Origin of the sequence: Cryobacterium sp. TMT1-66-1 (genome assembly GCF_004403435.1) — a bacterium.
Taxonomy (GTDB): Bacteria; Actinomycetota; Actinomycetes; order Actinomycetales; family Microbacteriaceae; genus Cryobacterium; species Cryobacterium flavum.
On sequence record NZ_SOGP01000006.1, the window covers coordinates 241,593 to 259,530 of the forward strand.

Genomic DNA, 17,938 nt, shown 5'->3' on the forward strand with positions numbered 1-17,938 from the left:
AGCAGTCAGCCCCATCTTGCCAGACGCGATCAGGCCAGAACGACCACGGAGTGCGGTGCCAGCTGCAGGGCGTTGGGCAGCCGACCCTGCACGGCGTCGCCCGCGGCCGCAAAGGACAGCACGATGTCACCGCCCCCCGCCGGAACGTGCACCGGCTGGGTGCCGAGATTGAACAGGATCTGGGTGCTGCCACGGTGCAGCCGCAGCCAGCCGGCTGCCGCATCGAATTCCACGGCGATCTGGTCGAAGCGGGGATCGGTGAAGTCCGGGCGGGTGCGGCGCACAGCGGCCAGGTCGCGGTAGAACCCAAGCAGGCGAGCATGCTGTGGTTCGGCGGCTTCGTTCCAGTTGAGCTTTGAGCGCTCGAAGGTCTGCGCGTCCTGGGGATCGGGAACCAGCGCCGGATCCCAGCCCATGCGGGCGAATTCGTTGATGCGACCACGGGCCGTGGCGGCGCCGAGCTCCGGTTCGGGATGCGAGGTGAAGAACTGCCACGGTGTCGTGGCTCCCCATTCTTCGCCCATGAACAACATCGGTGTGTACGGCCCGAGCAGGGTCAACGCGGCGGCAATGGCCAGCTGGCCGGTATCGAGCTGCTCGCTCAACCGGTCGCCGACGGCACGGTTGCCGATCTGGTCATGGTTCTGGGAGGCGACGACCAGCCGCCAGGTGGGCATGCGCTCGAGGTCGATGCGGCGGCCGTGCGTGCGCTCGCGAAAGCTCGAGTAGGTGCCGTCGTGGAAGAACCCGTGGGTGAGCACCTTGGCGAGGGCGTTGAGAGGTTCGAAATCGGCGTAGTAGCCGGTCGTTTCGCCGGTCAGGGCGACGTGCACGGCGTGGTGAAAGTCGTCGCTCCATTGTGCGTCGAGACCGTAGCCGTTGGCCTCGCGCGGCGTCACGAGCCGGGGGTCGTTGAGGTCGGATTCGGCGATCAGGGTGCGCGGCCGGCCGGTTTCGGCGCTGAGCACTGCGACCTCGACGGCGAGCTGCTCGAGCAGGTGGGTGGCGCTGGTATCGCGCAGGGCGTGCACCGCGTCGAGGCGCAGCCCATCGACGTGGTATTCGCCGAGCCACATCAGTGCATTGTCGAGAATGTAGCGGCGCACCGGGTCGGAGTGCGGACCGTCGAGATTGAGGGACGAGCCCCAGGTGTTACCGGCCGCCTCACTGAGGTACGGGCCGAACTGGGGCAGGTAGTTGCCGCTCGGCCCCAGGTGATTGTAGACGACGTCCTGGATGACGCCGATGCCGCGCTGGTGGCAGGCGTCGACGAAGTTCTGGTACCCGGCCGGGCCGCCGTAGCCCTCGTGCACGGCGTACCAGAGCACACCGTCATACCCCCAGTTGTGCGTGCCGTTGAACGCGTTCACCGGCAGCAGCTCGATGAAATCGACGCCGATCGAATGCAGGTGATCGAGCCGGCTCGCGGCCGCGTCAAAGGTGCCCTCGGGCGTGAAGGTTCCCACGTGCAGCTCGTAGATGATGGCGCCGGCGAGCTGGCGACCGGTCCAGTCGGCGTCTTGCCAGACGTGGGCCGAGGCGTCGAAGGTGCGCGAGAGGGCGTGCACCCCGGCCGGCTGGTGCCGCGACCGGGGGTCGGCGAACGGTCCGCGCCCGTCCACGATGAATCCGTAGTCGATCGGTCCGGTGACCGGTGGTTGAGCGGATGCCGGCAGCTCCCACCACCCGTCGTCGCGCGCCGTGAGCTCGAGCTGGCGGAGGCCGAGTTGCACCTGCACGGCGTGCGCGTCAGGAGCCCAGACGGCAAATTTCTGATCGTTCATGCGTGTCGTCCTGTGTGGGTAGTGACGGGATTTCGGTCATCGACGGCCGCCAGGAGCGCCACCGGGTAGTGCGCGAGCACCTGGGCGACGTCGAGGTTCGGGCCCTCGAAGCGCTCCTGCGTGAGCAGATCGATATAGGCGCGCCCCGCCACAGCAATCGTCGTGTCTCCCCAACCGCCCGCCTCCTGCAGCCCGATCGGCAATCGGGTGGCCAGCGTGATCCCTCCCCCGCGATCAAACGCCACGAGGTGGCTCGCGCCCGACCCGAAAACCGGAACCGGGGCGTAGCGGGTGAACAGGTCCGGCCGGTCGCGGCGCAGCCGCAGGGCCCGGGCGGTGACCAGCAGCTTGGCGGCACCTGTCTCGTCTACCTCGGGAAGCCATCCGCTGTCGATGCGGGTCAGCAACTCGCGGCGCAGCGTGTAGTCGACCGTGCGACGGTTGTCGGGGTCGACGAGTGAGGTCTCCCACAGTTCACTGCCCTGGTACACGTCGGGAACGCCCGGCATTGTCAGCTGCAGCAGTTTGAGCGCGAGCGAGTTGCTCCAGCCGGCCTGCTGCATCCGCTCGACCAGCGCAGCAATCAGATCGTGGGTAGACCCCGGGCTGGTAGCGAAAGCGACGAGGTCCCCCAGTTTCGCTTCGAATTCGGCGTTCTGCTCTGTCCACGTGGTGATGGTTCCGGCCTCGCGCGCCGCCTTGAGCGCGTAGGCGGTGAGGCGCTCCCGGCTGGCCGGCCAGGAGCCGACGATTGCCTGCCAGAGCAGGTTCTCAAACGGTGCGTCCCCGAGCGGATGCGCCTCCCGCAGCTGGTCCAGGGCAGCCTCCCACTCGGCGGGAATCTCGGCGAGCACCGAGATACGGGCGCGCACGTCTTCGCCACGTTTGGTGTCGTGGGTGGACAGCGTCGTCATCGACCGCGGAAAGCTGGCCTGGCGCGCGCGCTGCCGGTCGTGAAACTCGGCCACCGTCACCGCAAACTCGTCGGGGTCGGCTCCCACCTCGTTGAGCGAGGTCAGCCGACCGAACCGGTAGTAGGCCCGATCCTCGACACCCTTGGCCATCACCATGCCCGAAGTCTGTTGAAAACGTACGGCCGCCGGATGCCCCGGGTCTCCCAGCAGCGGCAGCAGCCGGTCGATCTCGGCCTCCAGGTGCGGGCGGTGCGTGATCGACCGCTCCGCCGCCTCCTGCAGGTGGCCCTGGCCGAGGGGCAGGTAGGAGCGGTAGACCGGAAACCAGGCCAGCAGTTCGGCCACGGCGTCGGCGGTGGTGTCGGTCTCCTCGTCGTTCGGTACCAGACGGGCGATGCGCAGCACTTCCGAGCGAAGGATGCCGTCGGCCACCGCACGCTTGTTGCGAAAGACCAGATCGTTCCAAGCGACGGAGTCGCCCTGCAGCCGTGATTCCAGGGCGTCAAGGGCAGGCTGACCGGCCGGATCGACGAGCACCCGGTCCACGTCGGCGAGGGCGTCATACCCGGTCGTCCCGGCCGTCGCCCAGCTCGACGGAAGTTGTTCCGGACCCTCGAGAATCTTCTCGACCAGCACGTACGCCCCGTCGGTGGCGCGGCGCACGGCTTCGAGGTAGCCGGCCGGGTCGGCGAGGCCGTCGGGGTGGTCCACCCGGAGGCCCTGAACCAGGCCGTCCTTGACCCAGCGCACGATCTCGCGGTGCGACTCTTCGAACACCCACGGCACCTCGACCCGAATGCCGGCCAAACTGTTCACGGCGAAGAAGCGCCGATAGTTGAGCTCCGCGTCAGCGCGGCGCCAGTTCACGAGCTCATAGTGTTGGCGGTCATGCACCTCGGCCGGGCTGGCACCGTCGTCGGCGGTTCCGGCCGCCAGCGGATACCGGTTGTCGAAGTAGCGCAGCTCGCCGTCGACCAGCTCAAGCCGGTCGAGCTCGCCGCGGCTATCGCCGCCCTGATCATCACCGAGCACCGGAATGCGGATTCTGCCGCTACCGAACTCCCAGTCCACGTCGAAGGCTTCGGCGTACCGTGACTGTTCGCCGTTCTGCAGCAGGTCCCACCACCAAGGATTCTGCCGCGGCGTGGCCACGCCCACGTGGTTGGGCACGATGTCCACGAGCACGCCCTGCCCGGCCCGATGCGCGGCAGTGGCCAGGCGACCCAAGGCATCCGCCCCGCCGCGTGCTGGGTCGACCAGGGAGTGGTCGACGACGTCGTAGCCGTGCTCCGATCCGTCTTCGGCCTTCAACAGCGGCGACAGGTAGACCCAGTCGGCACCGAGATCGCGAAGGTAATCGACGATCCCCGCGGCCGCGTCAAGGTCGAAACCCGCAGTGATCTGCAGGCGGTAGGTCGACAACGGGGCGACGACGGGCACCGTCACGAAAAGATCTGCGTCAAGGGTCACCGAACGGCCCTCAGCTGTGGCCCGGCAGCGTGATCAGACCGGTGGCACCGGCCAGTGACGCGGCGACGGAGTGATCCGGTGCAACTTCGGGTTCGTGATAGGCGCGCAGGACCACGAGGGAACGACCGGCCACGGTCTGGATGGCTCCGGCCGGACGAGCGATGGAATCGGCCCCCTCACCGGCGGTATCGACCACAATTTCCCAGGCCGGGGCATATTCGTCGGGTGGCAGCGTGAATTCGACGTCTTCGGCGTCGGCGTTGAACAACAGCAGAAAGTTGTCGTCGGTGACGTCCTGACCGCGCACGTCTCGCTCACGGATTCCGTTGCCGTTGAGGAATTTGGCGACCGTGCGAGCGAGGTTTTCGTCCCAGTCTTCCGACGCCATCGGTTCACCATCGGTGCCCAGCCACACGATATCGGGCAGCGACTCGCCCGCGACGCGGTTACCGGGGCGACCGTCGAAGAAGCGACTGCGCCGAAACGTCGGGTGCTCGCGGCGGAGGCGGGAAACGGCCGCCGTGAATTCGATCAGCGGCACATCCGCTTCGTCCCAGTGCACCCAGGTCAGCTCGGAATCCTGCGCGTAGGTGTTGTTGTTACCCTGCTGGGTTCGGCCCAGCTCATCGCCGTGCAGCAGCATCGGAACCCCCTGCGACAAAAGCAGCGTCGCAATGAAGTTGCGTGCCTGCCGCGCGCGCAACCCACGAATCTCCGGATCATCGCTGGGACCTTCGACGCCCGAGTTCCAGGAGCGGTTGTGCGACTCGCCGTCTTTGTTGTCTTCGCCGTTGGCGTCATTGTGCTTCTCGTTGTACGACACGAGATCGGCGATGGTGAAGCCGTCATGCGCGGTGACGAAGTTGATCGACGCCATCGGACGGCGCCCGGAGTGCTCGTAGAGGTCGGCCGATCCGGCGACGCGGGAGGCGAATTCGCCGAGAGTGGATGGCTCCCCCCGCCAGAAATCACGCACAGTATCGCGGTACTTGCCGTTCCATTCCGACCACTGGGAGGGAAAATTGCCGACCTGATAGCCGCCGGGGCCGACGTCCCACGGCTCGGCGATGAGCTTGACCTGCGACACGATCGGGTCTTGCTGCACGAGCTCGAAGAAGGTGGAGAGCTTGTCGACCTCGTAGAGGTCGCGGGCCAGGGCGCTGGCCAGGTCAAACCGAAAGCCGTCGACGTGCATCTCGAGCACCCAGTAGCGCAGCGAGTCCATGATGAGCTGCAGCACGTGCGGGTGCCGCACGTTGAGGGTGTTGCCGGTCCCGGTGTAGTCCATGTAGTAGCGCTTGTCGTCGTCCATCAGGCGGTAATAGGCCTCGTTGTCGATGCCCTTGAACGACAGGGTCGGACCCATGTGGTTGCCCTCGGCGGTGTGGTTGTACACCACGTCGAGAATGACCTCGATGCCCGCGGCGTGCAGGCTGCGCACCATTCCCTTGAATTCCTGCACCTGCTGGCCGAGGTCACCGGTCGAGGAATACGCGTTGTGCGGCGCGAAGAATCCGATCGTGTTGTAGCCCCAATAGTTGCCGAGCCCCTGCTCCACGAGGGTGCCGTCATTGACGAACTGGTGCACCGGCATCAGCTCGATGGCAGTCACACCGAGCTTTTGCAGGTGGTCGATCACCGACGGATGCGCCAGGCCCGCGTAGGTGCCGCGCTGGGTTTCGGGCACGGACTCCTGCAGCTTGGTCAGGCCCTTCACGTGTGCCTCGTAGATGAAGGACTCGCTGTAGGGGGTGCGGAGGGATCGATCACCGGTCCAGTCGAAGAACGGGTTGACGACGACGCCGAGCATCATGTGCGAGGCGGAGTCCTCGTCGTTCGCCGAATCCGGGTCGTCGAAATCGTAGGAGAACAGCGACGGGTCCCAGTCGATGGCCCCCGTGGTGGCCTTGGCGTATGGGTCGAGCAGCAGCTTGTTCGGGTTGGCTCGGCTACCGGCCGCCGGGTTGTAGTCGCCGTACACCCGATACCCGTAGCGCTGCCCCGGCTGCACCAGCGGCAGGTAGCAATGCCAGATAAAAGCGGATGATTCCCGCACGTCGACCCGCGTCTCACCGCCGTCTTCGTCGATAAGACACAGCTCGACACGTTGGGCGGCTTCGCTGAACAGGGCGAAGTTGGTACCGCTCCCATCGAACGTAGCGCCAAGGGGGTAGGCGGTTCCGGGCCAGGTTTCCATGAGACTCCTCGGGATGAAGATGGGACACGGTCAGGTGCGACAGAGGCGACAAGACAGCGCCGACGGATGACCGAATCGCGCTTGGAGAATACGCTACAGGCATCCGCCGACATATCCGGTCATCCGAGCCGCTCCGGGCAGGCTTAGCCGAGTTGTTCGCGCACGAGCGGTGCGACCCGGGTACCAAAGAGCTCGATGCTGTTCATCAATTTCTCGTGCGGGAGGGTGCCGATGCTGTACTTCAGGTCGAACCGGCTGAGCCCGAGTCCCTGCACCACCGTGGCGATCTTCGTGGCCACGGTCTCGGGTGAACCCACGAACACGGCGCCGTCGGGGCCGGCATCCTGCTCGAAACGTTCCCGAGTAGCCGGGCCCCAGCCGCGCTCCCGACCGATGCGGTTCTGCATCGCCTCGTAGTGCGGCCACATTTCGTCACGAGCCTGAGCATCCGTCTCGGCGATATAGCCGGGCGAGTGCTCACCGATCGGCAGCGTGGGCTTCTCGAACTGCGCCAGGGCGCGGTGGTAGAGGTCGACGAGAGGCGCGAAGGCGAGCGGCGCACCGCCGATGATGGCGAGCATGAGCGGCAGACCGTAGTGCGCGGCGCGAATGACCGACTCAGGGCTGCCGCCCACACCGATCCAGGTCTTGATCGCTCCGGACTCGGTCGGCGGAAACACGGTCTGGTCGTTCAGGGCTGCCCGGGTCTGACCGGACCAGGTCACCGGCTGTTCTTTGAGCAGTTCGATGAACAATTCGAGCTTCTCCTCGAACAATTGCTCATAGTCACCGAGATCCAGGCCGAACAGCGGAAAGGATTCGGTGAACGAACCGCGCCCGAGAATGACCTCCGCGCGTCCAGACGACAGGGCGTCGAGCGTGGCGAAGCGCTGGTAGACCCGCACCGGGTCGTCGGAGCTGAGTACGGTCACGGCTGAGCCCAGTCCAATCCGGCTGGTCTGGCCGGCGATCGCGGCGAGCACCACTTCGGGTGCTGACACCGCGAAATCGGCGCGGTGGTGCTCGCCGATGCCGAAGAAATCCAGGCCGACCTGGTCGGCCAGCACGGCTTCGGCCACGACGTTGCGCAGCACCTGTGGCTGAGCCAGCGGCCGCCCATCGGCGTCGAAGGTGACGTCGCCGAAGGTATCGAGTCCCAGTTCAAGTTTGTGCGTCACGCGGGTACAGCCTCTCAGAACGAGTCTTTTCTATGCACATGCATACACCGGTGGAACCTTGGCCCGGCCGCTGTTATTCCGTTTCACCCAGACTCGCACGGTTGAAAGAACCGTACGATCTGCCGGAGCGGCCAGAATAGAGCCAGGTGCCGTGCGGCACCCGAAGAATGGAGCCAGCCATGACCGAATCCGAGCTCATCACTGCCTGGGTGAAAGCCCGCGGACACATCATCGCGTCCCAGGCCGCGCCGACCTTCCTGCTCACGGCCATCGTGGGCTTTCTCGCCCTGGGCCTCGGCACGACAGAGCTCTCCGTGCGCATCGCCGCGGCGGGCATCCTGCTAGCCTCGGGCATTTTCGGAGCTTTGGCCCAGATCGCCGCGGCCAATGAAGGCCTCGCCGTCATCACCGACCTGCGTGGCCTGGAGACGCCCAGCGCGCTCACCCGGAGCATCGTGGCCATGGCGCCCTGGGTCAATGTCGTGCGATTCGTCACGCCGGCAATTTTCGTCATCGTCTACATCGCGCTGCTGGCCGCGCTGTTTCTGACCGCTCGCTGAGCGCGCCCGCGGTCAGATCAGCCGGCCACCGGACGGTCGCGACGCGAACGCCACCAGGCCCAGACCCGCGTGACAATCCGATTGAGGAACCCGCCGAGCCGACGCGCTGAAGCGAATTCCGTTCCGAGCACGGCGAGTCCCAGGAAGACGATCAGCCACCCCGGCCCAGGCAGGGGAATCAGAATAATGCCGATAACAACAATCACTGTGCCGAGCAGCCCGACCCCGAGGCGATAGGCGAAGAGTAGATAGGGGTGCCCGTCAACCCACGCGCGAGTTCGTCGCAGGGCCCGCCGCACCGGATGCCGCGGATCACTGCCACTGGCGATATCGCGGGAGAGATGCTCAGACATCTACCCAATCTAAGCCAGATTTCTGGGAGGTGGCCGCCCGATATCGACCGCGGTGACGCGCCCTCTGAGATTCCATCCCGGCCATGCGGCTGGAAGTGGCTATCTGGAGTTCAGGCTGTCTGGAACGGCATCGAGGTAATACCATTGGCGGTCAACCTTGAGAAAGCAGCTCACTTCTTTCTGCTGACCCGCTATGCCGTTTTCACGATAGTGCGCTGCGAATTCCACGACGCCCTCACTATCGAGTAAACCACCGCGCTCTGTACGCACGATATCGAGCCGTCGCCAAGTTATCGCCGGGTCCAGTTCGAGTGATTCCGGTCGGGTCAACGGATGCCACGTCTGAAGCAGATACTGCGCCTCACCCCGGCAGAAGGCGCTATACCGAGATCGCATGAGCCATTCGGCCGTCGGCGGCACCGCAGCACCGCTGTGAAAGCGGCCGCAACAGACGGCATAGGTGCCCTCGCTCAGGCAGGGACACCGCTGATCCAGAGTAATGGTCTGTTCGGGCTCTGCTAGGCCTGCGCCCTGGCATAGGCCTCGCGCACGGTGCCGGCAATGCGCCCACGGTCGGATACGGCAACGCCGTTGGCGGCAGCCCAGGCACGAATGGCCTGGAGCTCGGCCCGGTCCGAACCGGCCGAACTGGTACCGCGTGACTTAGCGGGCACATAGCCAACGCGTCGGGAAACATTTGTGTATGGCTTGATCGCGGCGCGAAATTCAGCGAGGTTTTCGGCGGACAGATCGATCTCGTACGATTCCCCTTCGAAAGCATAGGAAACGGTTGCTCCGGAGCCATTTTCAATAACGGTGCCGTCAAGGTCATCCAGCAGCTGAACCGTGGTCTTCTTCATTCTGAGATTCTCCAATGAGGTGTCGAATACATTCGGGATGGATACATTCGCGTGTGGCGATAACCACTAACGAATTATGGCTGCCGAACTCTTTTTCCGATACCCGCCACGCGGTATTTCTTTTGCATTCACAACTTTTAAACGACGCATCACAAAAAAGTAGCCCCGACAATGTCGGGGCTACTTCATATTTGGTGGATCCGAGGGGATTCGAACCCCTGACCCCCTGCATGCCATGCAGGTGCGCTACCAGCTGCGCCACGGACCCAGATTGTTGTTTCGAATTGCTCCGAAACAACTTTGTTAGCTTACAACACAGATTGGGATCTGCGAAACCGAGGCTACTCCGCGACCTCGTCGGCAGCCTCATCGGCGGCCTCGTTTGACGTCACTTTGGCGGGAATCCCGGTCGGAATCACCGGGCAGTCCTTCCACAGTCGCTCCAGGGAGTAGTACTGGCGCTCTTCTTCGTGAAAAACGTGCACGACCAGGTCACCGAAGTCAACGAGCACCCAGCGGCCGGCAGCGCGTCCCTCGCGCCGCAGCGGCTTGTGGCCGGCCTCGATCAGCTTGTCTTCAATCTCGCCGGCAATGGCTACAACGTTGCGCTCCGACCGACCAGTGACGATGAAGAAGATGTCGGCGAGGGGAAGCGGGTTGGAGACGTCGAGGGCAACGAGGTCTTCGCCTCCCTTGGAGTCGGCGGCGGCGACGGCGATGGCAAGCAGCTCGAGGGCGTGGGGTGACGTGGTCATGAATGAATCCTTGAGATTGTGCCGCGAGGCGCGAATGCGCTTGTGGCGATGATAGGGGAAACGAGCGAGCCGAAGAGGCCCGCGAGGAAGGAAAGACACGGATGCATGGCGCGGGGCACTAGAAGAGACCCAGCAGGTAGCCGGTCACGAAGAGCGCCAGAACACTCACGGCCAGTGCGGCCGTGGCGATGACCAAAACGGTGGGAAGTGAGGCACGCTGATTCTTGGGCGGGGTTAACATCCCGCGGGTAGACGCGTGCGTGCTCACGGCGCGACTCGCACTGACCGGGGCCGAGTCCCCGCCTAGCTGATCGGCGTCGAGCTGGTCCATCAGGTGGTCCATCTCGGACGAATCGAACAGATTCGGGTGGGCGCCGGTCGAGCCAAGACTGCGCGGCAGGTCGAATGACCCCGTGATCATGATCTCGCCCGTATTGGAGATGGGACTCACGCTGCTCGGCTGGTGGGGAATCGACGGCAGGATGAGCGCGTTCGTGGTGGTGGGAATGCCCCCGGCCCCGATACCACGGTTGATCAGTTCGTCGAGCGACTGGTCAGGCTGCGATACGTCGACGCGCGGAGCATCCGCATCGACCGACCAGTGTCCGATCGGCGGCATCCATCCGGTCTTGTCACTGATGGTCGGATCCGGCGCCTCGATCGGCTCGGCCACGACCGGCTCGGCGTACATCTGCTCGGATTCGACCGGGTCGACGGCGACCGGCGTGGTGGGCTCGGGCTCGATCAGCTCGGCCTCGATCAGCTCGGCCTCGACCAGCTCGGGGTCAACCGGCCCAGCAGCAGTAGTTTCAGCGTCGGCGGGCTGATCGGCGGGGGTCGTGAGGTCCCCAGTATTGAGAGCCCGTTCCTCGTCTTCACGTGCGTGCAGTGCGCGCAATTCCCGGCGACTCAGGGTGTGCGATGCCGGAACCGACGGGTCGGGCTCGGCTGCACCCGGGGTTGGAACTTTATCGACGGTGTCCTGAGGCTCTTTCGGATCGGGAGCCGTGTGGTTCCGGCTCGTTCGCCGTGATGTCGAGGTCTGTGCCGATGGAGCAAACGATGCCGGGCGAAGCGCGGCGGGGACCAGCACCGGAACGTCGAGGGTCGGGATTGCGTCGTACACCGCGGCAGCTTCGTCACCCTGTTCGCGGGCAAGTTCGCGCGCCTGACGTCGGCTGAGCGGCTGAGGGTCTCCCGACGTCATGCCACACTCCGATACAGATGATGCTTTGAGATGTACTGGACGACCCCGTCGGGGACCAGATACCAGACCGGGAATCCCCGATTGACCCGTGCCCGGCAGTCAGTGGACGAAATAGCCAGTGCCGGAACCTCCAACAAGCTTACGTCTTGGTTCGGTAATCCCGAAACGCTCAGCTCATGGCCCGGGCGACTCACAGCCACGAAATGTGCCAGCTGCCACAGTTCACGCACGTCTTTCCAGCCGAGAATCTGGGTGATCGCATCCGCTCCGGTAATGAAGAACAATTCGGCATCCGGACGTTCTTCGTGCAGATCACGCAGCGTATCAATGGTGTAAGTCGGGCCGACCCGGTCAATATCCACCCGACTCACCGTGAACCGCGGATTGGACGCGGTCGCAATCACCGTCATCAGGTAGCGATGTTCGCCGCGGGTGACGCCGCTTTTCTGCCACGGCTGCCCGGTGGGCACGAAGATCACCTCGTCGAGGTCGAAGCTCTGTGCCACCTCGCTGGCGGCGACGAGGTGCCCATGGTGAATGGGGTCGAACGTTCCACCCATCACGCCGATGCGAAGGCGACGAACTGTCACGTTAAGATCAGGCTTCTAGTGGCCACCGATGCCGGTGGTACCACCGTGTCCGCCATGCGCGGCGGCGTAGGCGTCAGCCTTGCCGCTGTGGCGGTTGGACACATCACGAAAGCTCCACAGCACGACGCCGAGGGCCAGGAACAACACGGCGGCCACCACCGGGTAGACGATGAGCGGCAACGGCAAGGCGATGTGCTCGACCTCGGTTAGCACGGCACTCACAAAAGACATCGGTTCTCCATTCACGCGCCGCGCAGTCGGGCGCGGCCCCAGTTGGCCGCGACGGGTCGCGCGCCTGACGGCTCACGCCGTCGCCTCATTCTAGCTTGACCGGCGCACTTGACCGGCACCCGCGTGTGAAACTACGCGCGTACCTGGCCGGTGCCGCGCACGATCCACTTTGTGCTGGTCAGCTCTGGCAAACCCATCGGCCCACGAGCGTGCAGCTTCTGGGTGGAGATACCCACCTCGGCACCGAAGCCGAATTCTCCGCCGTCGGTGAAGCGAGTGGAGGCGTTGACCATGACCGAGGCCGAATCGACCTCGTTCAGAAAGCGCTCAGCGTTCTGCAGATCGTTGGTGATGATCGACTCGGTGTGCCCGGTTGAATAGCGACGAATGTGGTCCATGGCCTCATCGAGGGAGTCGACAATCGCCACCGAAATGTCGAGGCTCATGTATTCGGCGCCCCAGTCATCGTCGGTCGCCGGGACAGCGGCCGGATAGAGCGCGCGGGTGCGGGCATCCGCATGGATGGTGACACCGGACGCCGTGAGCTTGTCCAACACATCGGGAAGCAAGCGTTCAGCTGCGCTGCGGTGTACGAGCAGGGTTTCCAGGGCATTGCAGACGCTCGGACGGTGCGTCTTGGAGTTGTGCACGATATCGATCGCCCACTGCTTGGTAGCCGTCTCATCGAGGAAGACGTGCACGACGCCGGCACCGGTCTCGATGACCGGCACCTGGGACTCACGAACCACGGTCTGGATCAGCTTGGCGCTGCCACGGGGAATGAGCACGTCGACGTAGCCGCGAGCCTTCATGAGCTCGGTCGCGCCGGCCCGACCAAAGGGATCGATGGTCTGCACCGAATCAGGGTTGAACCCGGCGTCGGTGATCGCCGCCTGCACCAGGTCGATGAGTACTCGGTTGCTGTTCTCGGCAGCGGAACCACCGCGGAGCACGACGGCGTTGCCGCTTTTCAAGGCGAGGGCGGCCAGATCGACGGTGACGTTCGGGCGAGCTTCGTAGATGACTCCGATGACGCCGAAGGGAACACGCACCTGGCTGATTTTGATGCCGTTGGGCAGGCTGCTGCCGCGCACGACCTGGCCGACCGGGTCGGTCAGCAGCGCGATCTGGTCGACGGAGTCGGCGAGGGCCATAATGCGCGGCGGGTCGAGCTTGAGCCGGTCGAGCAGTCCGGCACTGAGGCCGTTGGTGGCGCCGGCAGCGAGGTCGACCTGGTTGGCCGTCACGATCTGCGCGGCGTGGTCGCGCAGCGATTGCGCAATCAATTTCAGCGCTTTATTCTTTAGCTCTGTCGGCGCTGAAGCGAGCGGCAGGGAGGCGGCGCGAGCGGCCTCGAGGGTGGGCGTGAGCTGGGCTACATCGTTCAGAGACTGCAACATGAACCTAGTTTACGGGAGGCGAACCATGAGACTATTCTCGGCTCTCAGGAAATACGCAGTGCTGACGGTGCTGGCGACGGTTCGAACCAGGTTCCCACCGGATCCCCGCGCAGCGCCTCGGCCACCAACCCGGTCGCCGTGACCAGCACGGCGGTTCCGGCCTGGGCCGCGATGCGCGCCGCCGTCACCTTGGTGCTCGCTCCCCCGGTGCCAACCCCGTTGACGGCAGTCGCGCCGAATTCCATCCCCACCAACGGGTCACCGGATGCCACGTGGCTGATGCGCTCAGCACCGGGCAGGTCCGGCGGGCACGTGTAGAGGGAATCCACATCGCTGAGGAGCACGAGCAGGTCGGCACCGATCAGGGTGGCGACGAGGGCGGCCAGTCGGTCGTTGTCGCCGAATCGAATCTCGTGGGTGGCTACGGTGTCATTCTCGTTGACGATCGGAAGAATACGCAGCGCCATCAGGCGCTCCATGGCGCGCTGGGCGTTGCCGCGGTGGGTGGCGTTGTCGAGGTCGCTCGCCGTCAGCAGCACCTGACCGGCCACGATGTCGTATCGGTCGAGGCTGTCCTGGTACCGAAAGATCAACAGATTCTGACCAACGGATGCCGCCGCCTGCTGGGTAGCCAGGTCGGTCGGCCGCTCCTGCAGCTGGAGGTACGGCATGCCGATGGCAATGGCACCGGACGACACCAGAACCACCTCGGTGCCCCGGGCATGCGCTTCAGCCAGGGCGTCGACCAAGGGCGCGATCTGCCCGGAATTCTCGCCACTGATCGACGAGGAGCCCACCTTGACCACGATACGCGCGGCGGATCGAACAACCTGCTGCGAGTGCGCCCTCATCGGGTGATATTTCGGTTGGCTACATTAACGCTGAAGCCATTCACGCTGACCCCAATAAGGACGTGCAACCCCACATGAATCTGGCCCTCCGGCAAGAATAATGGACGCGCCGTGCGACCACCGGCAGTTTAGCGCAGCTGGTGCGCCGGCTCGGTCAGAGCAGCGCGCGACGCTCTTCGCTTGCCGTCGCCTCGAACCAGGTTCCGACGTGCTCGCCACGCAGGGCTGCAGCGGCCAGTTCGGTCGAGGTGACCAGAACGGCGGTGCCAGCATTGGTGGCGAGGCGGGCGGCGACCACCTTCGTGCTCGCTCCCCCGGTGCCCACTCCGGTTGCTCCGCTCGAACTGAACTCGAACCTGTCGAGCGGGTCGTCCGCGGCGATGAAGTCGAGCTTCTCAGCGCCCGGCAGGTGCGGCGGCTTGGTGTAGAGCGCGTCGACGTCGCTGAGCATGATCAGCAGGTCGGCTTGGATGAGGGTTGCGACCAGGGCGGCGAGGCGATCATTGCTGCCGAACCGCAAGCCATAGACGGCCACGGTGTCGTTCTCGTTGACGACCGGCAGAATACGCAGGTCGAGCAGTCGTTCCAGTGCGCGCCGGGTGTTGCTCCGGTGCGGTTCTTTTAGGGCGTCGCCCTCGGTCAGCAGCACGGTACCGGCAGCGATGCCGTACCTGTCGAGGCTTTCCTGGTACCGAAAGATGAGCACATTCTGCCCGACAGCGGCGGCGGCCTGCTGGGTGGCGACGTCACTGGGGCGTTCATCAAGGTTCAGGAAGGGCATGCCGGTGGCGACCGCACCCGAGGAGATGAGTACCACCTCGGTGCCGCGACCGTAGGCCTCGGCCAGGGCGTCAACGAGTGGGGTGATCTGGTCGGAGTTCTCGCCGCTGATCGACGAAGACCCGACCTTCACCACGACGCGTTTCGCGCCCGCTACGTTGTCCCTGGCTAAGCCACTCACTTCTGTACTTCTTCCGTTGGGTCTGTCTCAGTCTCGTCAGCATTGGCATCCGTTTCGATGCCGGTGTCTGGCGCGGTTTCGGGCTCGGCGGCGTCGGTCGGCGTGGAGAAGTTCAATTCCACGTCGGCGAGGCGAACGTCTTCGTTGTGTTCCTCCTCGCCGGTCTGCCACATGCCGGCTTCGCGCTCACGAATGAGTTCGGCGCGGGCCGAGGACTTGGCGTCCATCCGACCGAAGTACTCCTCGCGGCGTTCGTTGCTGGTGCGACGTTTAGGCTCGTCAAGGCGGGCGTCGGTGCCGCGGGGAGCCGTGATGAGTTCGGCGGTGGAGGTGAGCGTGGGCTCCCAATCGAAGACGACACCGTGGCCGGGGCCGATGATGACGGTCGAGCCGGCGATGGCGCCCGACTTGTACAGCTCATTCTCGATGCCGAGCTTGGCGAGTCGGTCGGCGAGGAAGCCGACGGCCTCATCGTTCGTGAAGTCGGTCTGCTGAATCCAGCGTTCCGGCTTGGTACCGAGAATGCGGTAAATGTTGCCGAAGGTGCCACCCTCGACCTTGATGACGAAGCCGCCCTCATCGACGGCCTTGGGACGGATGATGATGCGCGGCTTCTTCGCTTCGGCTGCGGCAGCCTCGGCGCGGCCCTGTTCGACGACCTCGGCGAGGGCGTAGTTGAGCTGTTTGAGGCCCTCGTGGGTGACGCTGGAAATTTCGAATACGCGGTAGCCACGGGTTTCGAGGTCGGCCTTGACGAAGGCGGCCAGTTCGCGGCCTTCCGGCACGTCGATCTTGTTCAGGGCGATGAGCTGGGAGCGCTGCAGCAGCGGCTTTTGGCCGTCGGGCACCGGGTAGGCGTCGAGTTCGCCGAGAATGACGTCGAGGTCACTGATCGGGTCGCGACCGGGCTCGAGCGTGGCACAGTCCAGCACATGCAGCAGGGCGGTGCAGCGTTCAACGTGGCGAAGGAACTCGAGGCCGAGCCCCTTGCCCTCGCTCGCGCCCTCGATCAGGCCGGGCACGTCGGCAATGGTGTAGCGCGACTCACCCGATTCGACGACGCCGAGGTTGGGGTGCAGCGTGGTGAAGGGGTAGTCGGCGATTTTGGGCCGAGCCGCACTCATGGCGGCGATCAGGCTGGACTTGCCAGCCGAAGGGTACCCGACGAGCGCGACATCCGCTACGGTCTTGAGCTCGAGGTAGACGTCGCCTTCCCAGCCGAGCGTGCCGAGCAGGGCAAAGCCGGGGGCCTTGCGCTTGGTCGAGGCGAGGGCGGCGTTGCCGAGCCCGCCCTGGCCGCCGGGCGCGACGATGAGGCGCAGGCCGGGTTCGTCCATGTCAAGGAGCTGGTTGCCCTCGATGTCCTTGACCACGGTGCCGATGGGAACCATGAGCTCGCGCATCTCGCCGTTGTGGCCATTGCGGTGGTCGCCCATGCCGGGGCCGCCGTTGTCCGAGCTGCGGTGCGGTGACCGGTGGAAGCCGAGCAGGGTGGTCGTGCTGGGATCGGCCACGAGCACGAGGTCTCCGCCGCTGCCGCCGTTACCGCCGTCGGGACCGGCAAGAGGTTTGAACTTCTCGCGCTTGACCGAAACGCATCCGTTTCCTCCATTGCCCGCTCGTAAATGCAGCGTCACGTGGTCAACGAATGTGGCCATGAAGTGCCCCTTTCAGGTGGCGCAAGAAATGCTTCAAAACGAGGTGCTATGAAACCCGTGCGTGGAACGATGTGCTACAAAAAGTGCTGAACAAACACGTCAGGGCGGACCGAAGCCCGCCCTGACGTTGTGTACGAAAAATACTGTGCTGTAAAAACCTACTCGGCTGCAACCACGATGTTGATGACCTTGCGGCCACCCTTGGCGCCGAACTGCACGGAGCCGGCTTCGAGAGCGAAGAGAGTATCGTCGCCGCCACGGCCGACGTTGACGCCGGGGTGGAAGTGCGTGCCGCGCTGCCGAACGATGATCTCGCCCGCGCCGACAACCTGACCACCGAAGCGCTTCACGCCGAGGCGCTGAGCGTTCGAGTCACGACCGTTGCGAGTGGAACTCGCACCTTTTTTATGTGCCATCTGTCTATCTCCTCTGGCCTAGGCGATGCCGGTAACCTGAACGCGAGTGAGCTCCTGACGGTGCCCCTGACGCTTCTTGTACCCGGTCTTGTTCTTGAACTTCTGGATGACGATCTTCGGACCGCGAAGGTTGTTCAAAACCTCAGCAGTGACCTTGACCTTGGCCAGTGACGCCCCGTCAGAGGTGATCTTGTCGCCGTCGACGAGGAGCACAGCGGCCAGCTCGACGTTGCCGTCCTTGTCAGCCTTGATTCGGTCCATCGTCACGATGGTACCGACCTCTACCTTCTCCTGCCGCCCTCCGGCGCGCACAACTGCGTAAACCACTTTACGTACCAATCTCTGGGGAGCCTGAGGCTCCAATTTGCGGAAACTCACTGCTCAAACTTGACTGCTGCATTCACTGCAGTACACGGACCGGTTGGCCCAGCGCACTCAGAAAACCTTGGTATTCGCGTTTATTTATCTAACGCACACCAAGGGTTGACTTTACCTGATCCGCTACCCGTGGTCAAACCAACGGCACGGCGTGTCTGAACCACTTCTGAAACAC

At 64.5% G+C, this 17,938-nt stretch carries 18 protein-coding genes and 1 tRNA gene; 1 reads left to right on the top strand and 18 read right to left on the bottom strand.

Going from position 1 to position 17,938, the window contains the following annotated elements:
• Positions 1–29: 29 nt before the first annotated feature.
• From treZ to E3T29_RS03580, 4 genes are all read right to left on the bottom strand, one after another.
• Positions 30–1,784 carry a malto-oligosyltrehalose trehalohydrolase gene (treZ, locus tag E3T29_RS03565; protein WP_134344082.1) on the bottom strand — a complete coding sequence of 585 codons (1,755 nt, stop codon included), beginning with the start codon at positions 1,782–1,784 and terminating at the stop codon, positions 30–32.
• Positions 1,781–4,168 (bottom strand): malto-oligosyltrehalose synthase, encoded by a 2,388-nt coding sequence (gene treY / locus E3T29_RS03570; RefSeq protein WP_241987613.1) that lies wholly within the window; start codon positions 4,166–4,168, stop codon positions 1,781–1,783. Before treY ends, treZ begins: the two co-directional genes overlap by 4 nt.
• 10 nt (positions 4,169–4,178) lie before the next feature.
• Entirely contained in the window at positions 4,179–6,365 is a 2,187-nt protein-coding gene (gene glgX, locus E3T29_RS03575; RefSeq protein WP_134344083.1) for a glycogen debranching protein GlgX, read from the bottom strand.
• Positions 6,366–6,508: 143 nt separating this feature from the next.
• Positions 6,509–7,543: an LLM class flavin-dependent oxidoreductase gene (locus E3T29_RS03580; RefSeq protein ID WP_134344084.1), complete on the bottom strand. Its 1,035-nt coding sequence runs from the start codon at positions 7,541–7,543 to the stop codon at positions 6,509–6,511.
• A 179-nt stretch (positions 7,544–7,722) separates the two neighbouring features.
• Here E3T29_RS03580 and E3T29_RS03585 point away from each other — a divergent pair, with 179 nt between their 5' ends.
• Positions 7,723–8,103 carry a hypothetical protein gene (locus E3T29_RS03585; RefSeq protein WP_104090451.1) on the top strand — a complete coding sequence of 127 codons (381 nt, stop codon included), beginning with the start codon at positions 7,723–7,725 and terminating at the stop codon, positions 8,101–8,103.
• A gap of 17 nt (positions 8,104–8,120) precedes the next feature.
• On the opposite strand, the gene E3T29_RS03590 is transcribed toward E3T29_RS03585, so the two are convergent.
• The 14 genes from E3T29_RS03590 to rplU all read right to left on the bottom strand — a co-directional run bounded on the left by E3T29_RS03590 (position 8,121) and on the right by rplU (position 17,712).
• Positions 8,121–8,456, bottom strand: coding sequence for a TIGR02611 family protein (locus tag E3T29_RS03590; protein ID WP_134344085.1), 336 nt, complete (start codon positions 8,454–8,456; stop codon positions 8,121–8,123).
• Positions 8,457–8,555: 99 nt separating this feature from the next.
• Positions 8,556–8,876, bottom strand: coding sequence for a YchJ family protein (locus E3T29_RS03595; protein ID WP_370449103.1), 321 nt, complete (start codon positions 8,874–8,876; stop codon positions 8,556–8,558).
• A 98-nt stretch (positions 8,877–8,974) separates the two neighbouring features.
• Positions 8,975–9,316, bottom strand: a complete 342-nt coding sequence (locus E3T29_RS03600; RefSeq protein WP_092339975.1) for an Lsr2 family protein — start codon at positions 9,314–9,316, stop codon at positions 8,975–8,977.
• Positions 9,317–9,508: 192 nt separating this feature from the next.
• Positions 9,509–9,584: transfer RNA gene (locus E3T29_RS03605), tRNA-Ala, on the bottom strand.
• A gap of 73 nt (positions 9,585–9,657) precedes the next feature.
• Entirely contained in the window at positions 9,658–10,071 is a 414-nt protein-coding gene (rsfS, locus tag E3T29_RS03610) for a ribosome silencing factor (protein WP_092339974.1), read from the bottom strand.
• A gap of 118 nt (positions 10,072–10,189) precedes the next feature.
• A complete protein-coding gene (locus tag E3T29_RS03615) occupies positions 10,190–11,278 on the bottom strand; it encodes a hypothetical protein (protein WP_134344086.1) in 1,089 nt (362 codons plus the stop codon).
• Positions 11,275–11,868, bottom strand: a complete 594-nt coding sequence (gene nadD / locus E3T29_RS03620; RefSeq protein WP_255409998.1) for a nicotinate-nucleotide adenylyltransferase — start codon at positions 11,866–11,868, stop codon at positions 11,275–11,277. The genes E3T29_RS03615 and nadD overlap by 4 nt, the downstream gene beginning before the upstream one ends.
• A 15-nt stretch (positions 11,869–11,883) precedes the next feature.
• Positions 11,884–12,099, bottom strand: a complete 216-nt coding sequence (locus E3T29_RS03625; protein WP_134344087.1) for a hypothetical protein — start codon at positions 12,097–12,099, stop codon at positions 11,884–11,886.
• Positions 12,100–12,230: 131 nt separating this feature from the next.
• Positions 12,231–13,499 carry a glutamate-5-semialdehyde dehydrogenase gene (locus tag E3T29_RS03630; RefSeq protein WP_134344088.1) on the bottom strand — a complete coding sequence of 423 codons (1,269 nt, stop codon included), beginning with the start codon at positions 13,497–13,499 and terminating at the stop codon, positions 12,231–12,233.
• Between the two features lie 44 nt (positions 13,500–13,543).
• Complete coding sequence (gene proB, locus E3T29_RS03635; RefSeq protein WP_092339970.1) at positions 13,544–14,350, bottom strand: glutamate 5-kinase; 807 nt, start codon at positions 14,348–14,350, stop codon at positions 13,544–13,546.
• Positions 14,351–14,504: 154 nt separating this feature from the next.
• The gene (proB, locus tag E3T29_RS03640; protein WP_134344089.1) at positions 14,505–15,311 is read right to left on the bottom strand and encodes a glutamate 5-kinase; all 807 of its coding nucleotides are present in this window, start codon (positions 15,309–15,311) and stop codon (positions 14,505–14,507) included.
• On the bottom strand, positions 15,308–16,969 hold the full coding sequence (obgE, locus tag E3T29_RS03645; RefSeq protein WP_134344090.1) for a GTPase ObgE: 1,662 nt from the start codon (positions 16,967–16,969) through the stop codon (positions 15,308–15,310). The genes proB (E3T29_RS03640) and obgE overlap by 4 nt, the downstream gene beginning before the upstream one ends.
• Positions 16,970–17,127: 158 nt before the next feature.
• Positions 17,128–17,385 carry a 50S ribosomal protein L27 gene (rpmA, locus tag E3T29_RS03650; protein WP_035836705.1) on the bottom strand — a complete coding sequence of 86 codons (258 nt, stop codon included), beginning with the start codon at positions 17,383–17,385 and terminating at the stop codon, positions 17,128–17,130.
• 18 nt (positions 17,386–17,403) lie between these two features.
• Positions 17,404–17,712 carry a 50S ribosomal protein L21 gene (gene rplU, locus E3T29_RS03655; RefSeq protein WP_092339967.1) on the bottom strand — a complete coding sequence of 103 codons (309 nt, stop codon included), beginning with the start codon at positions 17,710–17,712 and terminating at the stop codon, positions 17,404–17,406.
• Positions 17,713–17,938 lie beyond the last annotated feature (226 nt).